Source organism: Reyranella sp., from assembly GCF_965229815.1.
Classification (GTDB): Bacteria; Pseudomonadota; Alphaproteobacteria; order Reyranellales; family Reyranellaceae; genus Reyranella.
The window spans coordinates 2,134,942-2,147,464 of the sequence record NZ_CBDDJN010000002.1 but is presented as its reverse complement, the minus strand read 5'-3'; the positions used below and the strand labels follow the sequence as shown (position 1 = coordinate 2,147,464).

The 12,523-nt window shown below is 68.9% G+C and carries 11 protein-coding genes; 5 read left to right on the top strand and 6 right to left on the bottom strand.

Going from position 1 to position 12,523, the window contains the following annotated elements; all coding sequences use genetic code 11:
* The first annotated feature begins 69 nt into the window (after nucleotides 1-69).
* Nucleotides 70-684: a hypothetical protein gene (locus tag ACO073_RS10765; protein ID WP_421997292.1), complete on the top strand. Its 615-nt coding sequence runs from the start codon at nucleotides 70-72 to the stop codon at nucleotides 682-684.
* Nucleotides 685-888: 204 nt separating this feature from the next.
* Nucleotides 889-2,031: an amidohydrolase family protein gene (locus tag ACO073_RS10760; RefSeq protein ID WP_421997290.1), complete on the top strand. Its 1,143-nt coding sequence runs from the start codon at nucleotides 889-891 to the stop codon at nucleotides 2,029-2,031.
* A 41-nt stretch (nucleotides 2,032-2,072) separates the two neighbouring features.
* Here the strand turns inward: ACO073_RS10760 and ACO073_RS10755 are convergent, their stop codons facing one another.
* The 5 genes from ACO073_RS10755 to ACO073_RS10735 form a co-directional block, all read right to left on the bottom strand.
* Nucleotides 2,073-2,693, bottom strand: coding sequence for a hypothetical protein (locus ACO073_RS10755; RefSeq protein ID WP_421997289.1), 621 nt, complete (start codon nucleotides 2,691-2,693; stop codon nucleotides 2,073-2,075).
* Nucleotides 2,690-3,232: a TIGR00645 family protein gene (locus ACO073_RS10750; RefSeq protein WP_421997287.1), complete on the bottom strand. Its 543-nt coding sequence runs from the start codon at nucleotides 3,230-3,232 to the stop codon at nucleotides 2,690-2,692. The genes ACO073_RS10755 and ACO073_RS10750 overlap by 4 nt, the downstream gene beginning before the upstream one ends.
* A 2-nt stretch (nucleotides 3,233-3,234) precedes the next feature.
* Complete coding sequence (locus ACO073_RS10745; protein WP_421997286.1) at nucleotides 3,235-3,474, bottom strand: Lrp/AsnC ligand binding domain-containing protein; 240 nt, start codon at nucleotides 3,472-3,474, stop codon at nucleotides 3,235-3,237.
* Between the two features lie 90 nt (nucleotides 3,475-3,564).
* The gene (locus tag ACO073_RS10740; RefSeq protein WP_421997285.1) at nucleotides 3,565-5,121 is read right to left on the bottom strand and encodes a DEAD/DEAH box helicase; all 1,557 of its coding nucleotides are present in this window, start codon (nucleotides 5,119-5,121) and stop codon (nucleotides 3,565-3,567) included.
* A 171-nt stretch (nucleotides 5,122-5,292) separates the two neighbouring features.
* Entirely contained in the window at nucleotides 5,293-5,589 is a 297-nt protein-coding gene (locus ACO073_RS10735; protein ID WP_421997284.1) for a cupin domain-containing protein, read from the bottom strand.
* 94 nt (nucleotides 5,590-5,683) lie between these two features.
* On the opposite strand from ACO073_RS10735, the gene ACO073_RS10730 reads away from it, so the two are divergent.
* Together ACO073_RS10730 and ACO073_RS10725 are read left to right on the top strand one after the other, a co-directional pair.
* Nucleotides 5,684-7,099 carry an MATE family efflux transporter gene (locus ACO073_RS10730; RefSeq protein WP_421997283.1) on the top strand — a complete coding sequence of 472 codons (1,416 nt, stop codon included), beginning with the start codon at nucleotides 5,684-5,686 and terminating at the stop codon, nucleotides 7,097-7,099.
* The gene (locus ACO073_RS10725) at nucleotides 7,053-7,736 is read left to right on the top strand and encodes a class I SAM-dependent methyltransferase (RefSeq protein ID WP_421997282.1); all 684 of its coding nucleotides are present in this window, start codon (nucleotides 7,053-7,055) and stop codon (nucleotides 7,734-7,736) included. The genes ACO073_RS10730 and ACO073_RS10725 overlap by 47 nt, the downstream gene beginning before the upstream one ends.
* A 115-nt stretch (nucleotides 7,737-7,851) precedes the next feature.
* Here the strand turns inward: ACO073_RS10725 and ACO073_RS10720 are convergent, their stop codons facing one another.
* Nucleotides 7,852-11,340: an FAD-dependent oxidoreductase gene (locus ACO073_RS10720; protein ID WP_421997280.1), complete on the bottom strand. Its 3,489-nt coding sequence runs from the start codon at nucleotides 11,338-11,340 to the stop codon at nucleotides 7,852-7,854.
* 142 nt (nucleotides 11,341-11,482) lie between these two features.
* On the opposite strand from ACO073_RS10720, the gene ACO073_RS10715 reads away from it, so the two are divergent.
* Entirely contained in the window at nucleotides 11,483-12,505 is a 1,023-nt protein-coding gene (locus tag ACO073_RS10715) for a COX15/CtaA family protein (protein ID WP_421997279.1), read from the top strand.
* Nucleotides 12,506-12,523: the final 18 nt, after the last annotated feature.

The following is a 12,523-nucleotide window of genomic DNA, read 5'->3' as shown; positions in this document are numbered from 1 at the left end:
CGGATGATGCGGTCCGCGGGATGTGCGGGCAATGGCGAAAAGTACGGGACCGCCGTAGGCTCTCACGGCATGAAACGCGGCGGCTTCGACAGCTACCGGACCGATGAGGCGCTCCAGCAAGCGAAGGAGCGCGGCGAGAATGTCGGCTGGGACCGGCTGTTCGGCGTCGCGGGTACGGTCGGCGAGGCGATCTGGCTCGCGATCCTGGTCGTCGCCATCGCTTGGCTCGCTACTCACGCCCTCATAGCCACGCACGTGCTGGTGCTCGGCCTGCTGACTACGGGGAGCGCCGCCGTGGCAGCGCCGCGATTGGCCGCCTGGCTGGTGCGCCCATTCGCCGATTCGATCTTCCGCCGACTGCTGTGGGGCCTGGCTACGGCAGCGACGCTGCTGCTCCTTGTACGCACCGTGCTCGCGATCCTGCTGGTAATCCAACTCCGCCTGCAGGGGGTCGGCGGGGAAGCAGCCGGCGTCGGCGCCTTTCAGGGCGCGGCATGGTTCACCTTGATGATCGCCCTGCCGACCTGGCTCCTCTACGCCCTGTGGGGCTGGCTGCGCCGCCGCTCTCTGGTCAAGGAGGCCGGCCTGCCCGGCTGGCGTCGCGCCCTGCCCATCGTTCTGGTCATCGGCACCATGATCTTCATGGGCGCCGAAGGAGCCTACTTCGATTCGGTCGGCCGCTGACACGCCGCCCGAAGCCGTCGTCTTCTCAATTGCACCGCAGCACCTTTTCACCGAAATCGCGATCGCCGCTGCCATCATTTGGCCACCCGGAGTAGCTCGCCGTTTCCGCCTGCCAGACGAAACTGGGCAGTTGGTCCTTGCCCCGACGGCCGGGCGGCGCGCAGAATTCGAACCAACACAAACGGCCAAATTCGGGAGCGAAGCATGCAGTACAATCGTATTTCCGCCGACTGCCATCTCGACCTGCCCTGGATGCCGCCCGACCTCTTCACGTCGATGGCATCGCGCGAGATGAAGGAGCGCATGCCCTTCGTCGTCGAGACGGACGACGGGCCGAAATGGACGGCCAGGAACGGCGCGACCTTCGGCTACAAGAACGGCGTCGGCCCGGCCGGCGCGAAGTACGTCCCCGGCAAGCACCACCGGGTCGACGTCATGGCCGAGACCGGCCTCTACGCCGACGGCGCCAAGGGCATCCGCCGCGTCTCCGACCCGCATCTGCGCATCAAGGACATGGACCGCGACGGCGTCGACGCCGAGGTGATCTACGGCATCCTGGGCGCATCCAGCCGGCTGAACGACCGCGACGCCTCGAACGAGATGCTGCGGATCTACAACGACTGGCTGAAGGATTTCTGCAGCCACTATCCGGACCGGCACATCGGCTTGGCCTGCCTGCCCTACGGCGACATCGACGCCGCCGTGAAGGAGATCTACCGGGTGGCCAAGATGGGCATCCGGGGCCTCGAGCTCTCCTGCTCGTGGGACATGGAGCCGATGTGGCATCCGATGTGGGAGCCGCTGTGGAAGGCGGTCAACGACGTGCAGCTCCCGTTGCACTTCCACACCTTTCCCACGATCCCGCCGGACACGATCGAGAAGCACGGTGGCCGCGTCGGGCGTTCGGTGTTCTTCACCGTCGTCTCGGGCTTCCAGATGAACCTGGTGAACATCCTCGCCGCGGTGATCGCCGCCAACGTGCTGGAGCGCTATCCCAACATCCGCATCGCCTTCGGCGAATCGGGCTGCGGCTGGATCCCCTACGCGCTCGACCGCATGGACTTCGAGTGGGAGGACCGTTTCACCGACCTCGGCCTCAAGATGAAGCCGTCCGACTACTGGCGCCGCCAGTGCAAGGCGACGTTCCAGTTCGACCGGATCGGCGCCAAGCTGATCGACGAGATGGGCGCCGAGAGCCTGATGTGGGGCTCGGACTATCCGCACGGCGACGGCGTGTGGCCGCACTCCGACCAGTACATCAAGGACCAGTTCGCCGAGGTCCCGGCCGATGTGACCCGGATGATCACCTGCACCAATGCCGGCAAGTTCTACGGCCTGATCAACTGACATGGGGCGTGACCCCTCCGCCCGCGCAGCGGATGGAGGGGTCAGCCCGGCAGATCCGTCTTCGACACGGTGTGGCGCAGGCTGAAGAGCTCGCCTCCAGGCGCATGCGCGTCGCGGGCAGCGCGCGCGGCCTCGACGGACCAGAAGAAGGCGACGACGGCGCGGTCGATCTGGCGATCGCGCGCCCCGCGCAGGTCCTTCTCCGCGGTCTGGGCCTGGCCGACTCCGGCCTCTCCTGCCAGCAGGTCGAGGCGAGCCGGCCCCGCGGCCGCCAAGGCGTCGAACGGGCACGGTTCGCCCGCCGGCAGGCGCAGCGTCACCGCCGCCGCGGCGATGCCGTCCCCCACCCGCCGCTCGACCGTGCAGACCGTGCGCCAGGTGTCGTGGAACTTCGGGAAGATCGCGCGGCTCATGGGGGTGGGATCGCGCAGCCGGGCATAATAGGCGTCGCTCTCGAACGCGGCCGGCGACTCGGCATCGTAGAACAGGAGATAGCGGCCGGGCCGCTCGACGCCCTTGAAGCGGCTGCCGCGCCGCCAGCCGGGACAGGCGACCCGCTCCTGGACGTGCTCGCGACTGTGCCAATGCTCGAACAGCGCGTCGTCGGCCGGGTCGATGTCGACCCAGATCGCGAGGGCCGCGCGGCCACCGGCGATCGTCAATGCCCGCCGTCGACCTTCTTCGCCGCCGAGATGCGGTCGATGTAGGTGAGGAGCAGGGCCGACACCACGAACGTCAGGTGCATTGCGATCAGGATGTAGAGCTTGTCGTTCGGGATCGACGGCGCCTCCAGGAAGCGCTGCAGCAGGTGGATCGACGAGATCGCCACGATCGAGCTGGCGAGCTTGATCTTGAGCGATCCGGCGTCGAGCTTGCCGAACCAGCTCAGCCTGTCGGCCGTGCTGCGCGCGTCGATGTGGCTGACGAAGTTCTCGTAGCCCGAGATGATGACCATCACCACGAGGTTGGCGACCATGATGAGGTCGACCAGCGAGAGCACGGCCAGGACGAGGTCGCCTTCCTGGACGACGAGGGCCTGCTGGGCCAGGTCCCAGACCTTGAAGGGAAACTTGACGACCACGACGGCAAGCACCAGCACCAGCCCTATGTAAAGCGGCGCCTGGAGCCAGCGGCTGGCCATGATGACCCGCTCGATGCCGAGCTCGATCTTCCCGGGCGCGGTCCGGTCCTGGTCGGCCATGGTCAGGCAAACGCCTTGAAGGTGATCAGGGTGAACGTGTCCTTCACGCCCGGCAGCGTCTGGATCTGGCTGGTGACGAAATGGCCGATGTCGGTCTTGTCGTCGAGATAGCACTTCATCAGGAGATCGTACTGGCCGGAGGTCGAATAGACTTCGGACACCCGCTCGATGGCGCAGGCATCGTCCGCGACCTCGTAGGCTTTACCGAGATCGCATTTCACCATGATGAAGATGGTCTGCATGGTCCCCCTTTTCCGGGGCCACTGTAGAGCAAGATGGGATCGGCTGGAATCGACCCGGCCGATCCGACTCCGGAAATGCGGCGACCGGCCTCAGCGGGTCGGACGGGCCAGGAACGCCGGCACGTGGTCGCCCAGCCCCATCGGAGCCGGCTCGTCGCGGCCCTCGTGGCGCCCATCGTGGCGGCGTTCGCGCCGCGGCGCCGCCGACTCGGGCTTGCGATCGCGCGGCGGACGGCTACGCGACCGTTCGGCGCGATGGCCGCCTGCGGTCTCGCGCGGCGCCTCGTCGCGCGGCCGGGCTTCGACGACGGCGGCTTCCGGGGCGCGGGTGTCGGAGGAACGGGTGTCGACGGAACGAGTGTCGGACGAACGGCCCTCGCCGCGCCGCGATTCGGACCGTCTCGCGGGACCGCGCTCCGAGCCCTCGCGCTGCTCGCCGCGCGGCGCGCGCGGCTTGTCGGCGGTCCGTCCACGGCCGCGACCGCGGCCGCGCCGACGCCCGTCCGAGGCCTCGAAGGCGGCGGCTTCCATGCCCGGAATCTCGATGCGGGGAATGGTCGTGCCGATCAGCTTCTCGATCGCCTGCACAAGGTCGCCTTCCGACGGCGACGCCAGGGTGAAGGAATGACCGGTCTTGCCGGCGCGGCCGGTGCGTCCGATCCGATGGACGTAATCCTCGGGCGAGAACGGCACGTCGAAATTGAAGACGTGGCTCATGTCGACGATGTCGAGGCCGCGCGCGGCGACGTCGGACGCCACAAGGATCTGGATCTCGCCCTGCTTGAAGCGCTCGAGAGTCTCCATGCGCGCCGGCTGGCTCATGTCGCCGTGCAGGGCGCCGGCGTTGAATCCGTGCTTCTTCAGGGAGCCCTGCAGCAGCGCCACGTCGCGCTTGCGATTGCAGAACACGATGGCGTTCTTGATGTCCTGGCTCCGGATCAGCGCGCGCAAGGCCTCGCGCTTCTCGGCATCGGGGACCACGGTCAGTCCCTGAACGATGTTGGTGCCGGCCGAGGCCGGCGGCGACACGGTGACTTCCTTCGGGTTGCTCAGGAAGCGGTCGGCCAGGCGGCGGATCTCCGGCGGCATGGTGGCCGAGAAGAACAGTGTCTGGCGCATCGGCGACAGGAGGCCGACGATCCGCTCGACATCGGGGATGAATCCCATGTCAAGCATGCGGTCGGCTTCATCGATCACCAGGATCTTGACGTCGTTCAGCAGGATCCCGCCGCGCTCGAAATGGTCGAGCAGGCGGCCCGGGGTGGCGATCAGGACGTCGGCGCCACGCTCCAGCGCCCGCTCCTGGTCGTCGAAGCTCACGCCGCCGATCAGCAGCGCCATGGTGAGCTTGTGGTTCTTGCCGTAGATGTCGAAGTTCTCGGCCACCTGGGCGGCCAGCTCGCGCGTCGGCTCCAGGATGAGCGTGCGCGGCATGCGCGACTTGGCGCGGCCCTCGGCGAGGATGTCGATCATCGGGAGGACAAAGGAGGCGGTCTTGCCGGTACCCGTCTGCGCGCATCCAAGGACATCGCGCCCCATCAGGACGATGGGGATGGCCTTTTCCTGGATGGGCGTGGGCTGGGTGTAGCCCTTGTCGGCGACTGCCTGCAGAACCGGGGCGCTCAGCCCCAAACTCTCAAAACTCATTTAGTTTCCGTGGCTTAGTCCCTCCGGGGGACCTTTGGGCGCGGTCTCGCAAGGGCCCATCGGAAGGGGGCCGGACCACTGGCGGCCCTCATATGAGCCCTGCCGGGGCGCAAGTCAATGCAGCCGCCCTGCGGGGCAGCGTCGCGCGGCCACGCCCCGGCGCCGCGCCGATCAGGCCTTGAGCTCGACCTCGACGAACACGAACTCGAAATCGTTGGGGTTGATGACGTCGTGCTCGACGCCGGTCAGGCGGGCATACGAGACGCCGGCACGCAGCGGCGCCGGCACCGTCGCCTTGCCATCGTCGATGTGCAGCTCGCCGGTCGTCACCGGCACCACCACGTAGTCGTGATTGTGACGGTGCCAGCCGGTATGGGCTCCCGGCGGAAAGCGCCATTCGGTGACGATGACGCGATCGTTCTCGATCTGGACGGTCGGCTTGGCGAGGGGACGGGAATCGGTACTCATGGGCGAAAGCTAATGCGAGGCGCGGCTTTTGTCAGGTGAACAGTCGGGAGCGGCCTGATAGAAAGTGCATATACACGCAAAAGCGAGGCACCCCTTGTCTCATCCCCTGCTCACCGCCCCGATCGGACGCAGCCTGTTCCGGCTCGCCGCGCCGACCACGGCGGTCATGGTCGCCCAGACCTTCGTCGCCATGGCCGAGACGTTCATCTTCGGGCGCCTGGGAACAGAAGCGCTGGCGGGCTTCGCGCTGGTGTTCCCGTTCATGATGATGATGACCATGATGGCGGCGGGCGGCATGGGCGGCGGTGTCGCGGCGGCCATGGCCCGCGCGGTGGGCGGTGGCCGCACCGAGGATGCGCGCGCGCTGGTGCTGCACGCGCTGGTGCTCGGCCTCGGCCTCGCGCTTCTCTTCACCCTGCTCGCCTGGACGGCGGCGCCGGCGCTCTATCGGTCGCTCGGCGGCACCGGGGCGGTGCTGGGTCACGCGCTGACCTACAGCCATGTCCTGTTCACCGGAGCGCTCGCGATCTGGGCCAACTTCTTCCTGTCGGCGCTGCTGCGCGGCGGCGGCGATGCGGCGACGCCCGGCCGCTACATGCTGTTCTCCTCGCTCGCCCAGGTGCCGCTGTCCTATGTCCTGGCGCTCGGCATCGGCGACTGGCCGGGCCTCGGCATGGCGGGGCCGGCCCTGTCCTCGCTCGCGACCTCCGCGGTGTCGGCGCTGCTGCAGGCACGCGCCCTGTGGCGCGGCAAGCTCGGCTTCGTGCCGGCGGTGCGCGGCGTGGCGCTGCGCGGGCGGCTGTTCTGGGACATCCTGCGGGTCGGCCTGATCGCCTCGTTCTCGGCCTTCACCGCCAATCTCACCGCCATCCTGGTGACCGGCCTGGTGGGCGGGTTCGGCGTCGCCGCGCTCGCCGGCTACGGCATCGGCGTGCGCCTCGAATTCATGCTGGTGCCGCTGGCCTTCGGCATCGGCTCCGGCCTGACGACGCTGGTCGGCGTCGCGGCCGGCGCCCACGACTGGAAGCGCGCGGTGCACGCCGCCTGGATCGGCAGCCTCACCGCGGCGGCGGCGCTCGGCGCCTGCGGCTGGATCCTCGCCTTCGTGCCCGAGGGCTGGGCGCGGCTCTTCACCGACGATCCGCAGGTAGTGGCGGCCACGGTCGCCTACATCACTCGCGTGGCGCCCTTCTACTGCCTGTTCGGGCTCGGCATGACGCTCTCCTTCGCGAGCCAGGGCGCCGGCCGCATGACGCCGCCTTTCGTTGCCGGCGTCGCCCGCCTGCTGGTCGCCACCGTGGGCGGCTGGTTCGCGGTCGAGATCATGGGCTGGGGCCTGGCCGGCGTCTTCATCGCCATCGCCGCGGGCATGATCGTCTTCGGCGGCCTGATCGCCGGCCCGCTGTTCGTCGTCCCGTGGGGACCGCGCCGTGCTAGGGTTGCCGCGGCAACCGGAGCAGGCGATGCAGCAGCCCTCGACGATCGCAACCTGGAACCGCAACCCCGCTGAAGAAGAGGCGATGGGCGCGGCGCACGCGCCCATCTGGCGGCGGATGATCGACGTGTCGGTGCCGCACGACCTGCACGACTCCGCCATCCTCGACTACGGCTGCAACCAGGGCGGCTTCCTGCGCATGCTCTACGACCGCTACCCCTACAAGAGCGCGGTCGGCATCGACATCGCCCGCGAATCGGTGGCGCGCGCCGAGCTCCTGAAGGGGCACCGGCCGGTCGAGTACCGCGTGGCCGACAGCGCCGCCTCGCTCGGCCGGACCTTCGACCAGGTGTTCAGCCACGAGGTCCTCTACCTGCTGGGCGACCTCGCCGCCCATGCCCGCGACATCCGGGCGGCGCTGCGGCCGGGCGGCGCCTACATCGCGGCCATGGGCTGCCATGTCGACAGCGCGGTGTGGCCGCACTGGCGCAAGGTCATCTCGGAGACATCGTCGATCCCGATCCACGACCATTCGCTCGAGCAGGTCTCGCAGGCCTTCACCGACGAAGGCTTCAGCGTCGCGGTGCGCCCGCTCGACCTCGACGCCTTCATGCCGGTGACGGTGGGCAGCGCCTACTTCCCCAAGATCGTCGACCAGCTGCGCTACTACAGCCAGGACAAGGTCCTGTTCCGGTTCGTGCGCACGCCTTAGCGCGTTCACACGCGCCGGCGGGCGGCAGCGCCTTCTGAGGCGCGAGAGCCCGCACCGAGCAGAGAAGGCAAGGATCATGAGCGGGCCGGAGGCCCCTCACGTTCCACTCACGAAGCTACCGCGCCCCGATCTGCCGCAGCGCGCGGTCGATCCAGAGGGCGCCGATCTTCTCCTGCACGCCGTTCTGGCGCAGGCGTTGGCGCAGGCAGTCGAAGTCGACGCGATCAAGCTCCTGGTCCTGGTTGAAGCAGGAGAAGACCACCGTTTCCTTGCCCGTCTCCGGATCGCGATGGAGCTGCAGGCACTGGGCGCAGATCTCCTTCATCATGCATTGCATGGGCGAGTTGATCGATCCCAGGGCCCGGTGCTGCGGCTTGAGCCAAGGCGCCAGGACACCGTGGCGGGCCTGCCGCACGGCGTTCATCATGCCGTCCGAACCGATGGCGATGATGCGGTCGGCATCCTTGAAGGGGATGGGCTGCTCGCCGAGCTCGCCCGCCGCGTAGCGGCGCATCGCCTCGACGATGTTGGCGACCAGGCTCTTGTCCTGCGGCCGCTCGACGGCAAAGCCCGGCTCCTCGTCGCAGGCCCAGACGACCACGTCGGCCGCGGCCTCGATCTCCTCGACCTTGTAGCGGTCGGACGGCTTCTTGTAGCCGGCGAAGTAGAGGACCTTGCTGCCGGCCTTGCGGAAGGCCTGGCCGATCGAGAACAGCACGGCGTTGCCGAGGCCGCCGCCCGCCAGCACGACGGTCTCGCCGGGCTCGATCTCGGTCGGCATGCCGGTCGGGCCCATGACGATGACCGGCTCGCCGGGCGCCAGCAGCTCGCAGAGGTCGGACGAGCCGCCCATCTCGAGGGTGATCAGCGACAGCAGGCCCTTGTCCTTGTCGACCCAGGCTCCGGTCAGCGCCAGCCCCTCCATGGTGAGCAGCGTGCCGTCCACCCGCTTCGACCGCGCCTCGTAATTCTGCAGGCGATAGAACTGGCCGGGCTCGAAGTTGCGGGCGGCGGCCGGCGCCTCGACCACGACCTCGACGATGGTCGGCGTCAGCCGGTCGACACGCACGACGCGGGCGCGCCACTCGTCGTTTGCCTGCGCCAGGATCTCGGCCGGCGTGCGCCGGGCAGCCGGCAGCGTATCGAGGGTGCGCGTCAGCACGGGATAGCCTTGCTTGGCACCGCCCATCGCCTTCACGACGTTGCCCGCGAAGGACGGATGCAGGTCGCCGAAGAACGACATGAAGCGGCCGTCGGCAGCCCGGTACATCAGCACGCGGACCTCGGCGGGCTTGGCCACGCGCTCGGGCGTGGCCGGCTCACCCGCCTCGTCGAGCGCGCGGAAGTACTTGCCGTCGATGAATGCGTGGGTGGCATCCTCTCGCGCCAGCACCGTGTTGGGCTGGGTGCCCGCCGCCACCAGGATGGTCCGCGCCGGCAGCGTCGCCTCGACCTTGCGGCCCTCCTGCTCGCCGACCACCTTGAGCGCCGCGGCATGGCCGTTGGCGTCGACCTCGACGGCGACCGGCGTCAGGCCCTCGGCGAAGCGGATATCCTCCTCCAGCGCCTTCAGCACCTCCTCGTGGTTCAGCGTATAGGAGGGCGAATCGATCAGCCGCCGGCGATAGGCGATGGTGACGCCGCCCCAGCCGTTCACCAGGCGGGCGATCTCGGGAGCGCGGCCCTCGCCCGCCGCAGCCTCGCGCTCGGCGCGGATGGCGCGGGCATGGGCGATGAACTCGCCGGCGATCTCGCGCTCCTCGGCATTCATCCGGGCGAAGACCGCGGCCTCGCCGCGCTCGGCCGCCAGCGTCTCGTGGCGGGCCAGGAACTTCTCGACCTGCAGCGGGTAGTAGGCGAGCGATTCGGTGGCCGTGTCGATCGCCGTCAGGCCGCCGCCGATCACCACCACCGGCAGGCGGATCTGCAGGTTGGCGATCGAGTCCTTCTTGGCGGCGCCGGTGAGCTGCAGGGCCATCAGGAAGTCCGACGCGGCGCGCACGCCGCGCGCCAGCCCGTTCGGCATGTCGAGCACGGTCGGCTTGCCGGCGCCGGCGCAGAGCGCGATATGGTCGAAGCCCATCGCGAAGGCGCCCTCGACGGTGACGGTGCCCCCGAAGCGCACGCCGCCGAACATCGAGAACTGGCGACGCCGCTCCAGCAGCAGCCGCACCACCTTCAGGTAGTTCTTGTCCCAGCGCACGGTGATACCGTACTCCGCGACGCCGCCGAAGCCGGCCATCGCGCGCTCGCCGAGATCCTCGCGCAGCCAGTCGATGTCCTGCACCGGCAGGAAGGGATGGCGCGCCCCGTCGGACGAGACACCCGACTGCTCGACCGGCAGCGGCTCGATCTTGAGCCCGTCTATGGCGACGACGGCATGACCGTCGTTCATCAGGTGGTGCGACAGGTTGAAACCGGCGGGGCCCAGGCCGACCACCAGCACGGTCCGCCCGCTGGCGGGGCGCGGCAGCGGCCGGCGCAGGTCGAGCGGGTTCCAGCGCGTCAGCAGCGAGTAGATCTCGAAGCCCCACGGCAGCGCCAGCACGTCCTTCAGGGTGCGGGTCTCGATCTGCGGGATGTCGACCGGTTCCTGCTTCTGGTAGATGCAGGCCTTCATGCAGTCGTTGCAGATGCGATGGCCGGTCGCCGCCATCAGCGGATTGTCGACCGCCGCCATGGCCATGGCGCCGATGGAGAAGCCCTCGCTCTTCAGCAGGTTCATCTCCGAGATCTTCTCCTCGAGCGGGCAACCCGCGAGGGTCACGCCGAACGGCGACTTCTGGAACGCGCCCGTCTTGCGGTCCTTGAGCCCGCGCGAGCAGCTGTCCTTGCCCTGGTTGTGGCACCAGATGCAGTAGTTCGCCTGGTCGAGCGCCCGCACCAGGTCGAACCCCTGGTCGGTCAGGCCGAATCCCTCGCGGTGGCGCAGCATAGGCCGCGGCAGGCGCAGGCGCGTCACGCCGTCCACCACCTCGGTCTCGATCGGCACCAGGTGCTCGGCATCGAGCTTGTGCGGCACCTTGAACAGCGGCCCGTCGTGATGTCGCCGCCTGCCCTCCGGCGTGTGCAGCGCCCACGCCGCGTAGCGGGCGAAGGCCTCGATCTCGGGCGTCGGCGACGCGACCTTGAACTCCGCGCCCAGCAGGTCGCGCACGGCGAGCGCGAAGGCGAGCTCCCATTCCTCGATGTCACCGGCGGGATCCTGCGCGAGGCCGACCGCTGCGGTCACGACCTCTCCCTGCAGGTCCGCCGCCGCTTCCGGCTTGATCGCCCGCGTGACGTAGCGCTGCACGAACAGGCGCTTGCAGTCGAACACCGGCGCCAGCCGGCTGTGACGCGCGCGCAGCTCGGCGGCTTCCTGCGCAACGCCGAACAGGGAGGCGACGAAGTCCTCCAGCGGCCGCGCGATCTCGATGAGCAGGTTGGACGCGTCCTTGTCCGCGAGCGCGCCGGGCGCGGCCCGCGCCGCCATCAGCCGGGCATGCAGATCGACATGGCCGTCCTTCAGCCAGCCGACGAACGCCGCATCGAGGCGCACCAGCCCCTCGCGATCATAGAGGTCCGTGAGACCGAGCCCGTGGCTCAGCGAAAGCGGCGGCATGCGCGAAAATCCGGGTGGGCTGAGGGGAGAATCGTTCGTAGGCGAACCGCTTAGACAAGGCCGGACCGGAGCGCAAGGACCCGCGATTCGCGACACTTATGCCAGATGACGCGCCTGCCGGCTTGCCGCATGGTCCGCCCGCATGCGAACCGCTCCCGCCTCCGTCCGCGCCTGGCTGATGGTCGTGGCCGCCATGATCTTCTTCATGATCGTGATCGGCGCGCTGACGCGCCTGACCGAGTCGGGCCTGTCCATGGTCGAGTGGCGGCCCGTCACCGGCTGGCTGCCACCGCTCTCGGATGCCGCCTGGCAGGCCGAGCTGCAGAAGTATTCTTCCTCGCCGCAGGGCCGCCTGATCAATCGTGGTTTCACCGTGGCCGAATTCCAGCAGATCTTCTGGCTCGAGTTCGTGCACCGTCTGTGGGGCCGTCTCATCGGCCTGGTCTTCGCGCTGCCGCTCGCCTGGTTCTGGCTGAGCGGCCGCCTCACGCCGTGGCTGAAGCCGCGGCTCCTCGCCCTCCTGGTCCTGGGCGGCCTGCAGGGCGCACTCGGCTGGGCCATGGTCGCTTCCGGCCTGGTCGACCGGCCGTCAGTCAGCCACTACCGCCTGGCCGCGCATCTCCTCCTGGCAGTCGTGCTCTATGCCTATACGGTATGGCTGATCCTGGAGCTTGGTCCGCAGGCGGCGCGTCGCGAGGCGCCCGGCCTGCGACGCGCCGCCACGGCCCTCATCGCCTTCCTGCTGGTCGTGATGACGTGGGGCGCCCTGATGGCCGGGCTTCGCGCCGGCACCGCACACACGACGTTCCCGACGATGTCGGGCTACTGGATCCCGCCCGACCTGTTCGGCCTGGAACCGTGGTGGATCAACCCGTTCGAGAACCCGACCACGATCCAGTTCGTCCATCGCTGGCTGGCCAAGCTGCTGGGGCTCGGCATCCTGGTCATGGCGCTGGGCGCCCGCCGTCCGGAAGCCTGGGCGGCCGGAGCGATGGCCGTGGTCCAGATCGGCCTTGGAGTCGCCACGATCCTGACAGGCGTCGATGTTGCAATCGCCACCATGCACCAGGCCGGCGCCGTGATTCTCCTGACCCTGCTGATCGTCGTGCGGCACCGTGCCCTGCCTTCTCCGGCCGGCGCGGCGTCGGCTATGATCGTGCGATGAAAGCCGAACCGAGCCGGC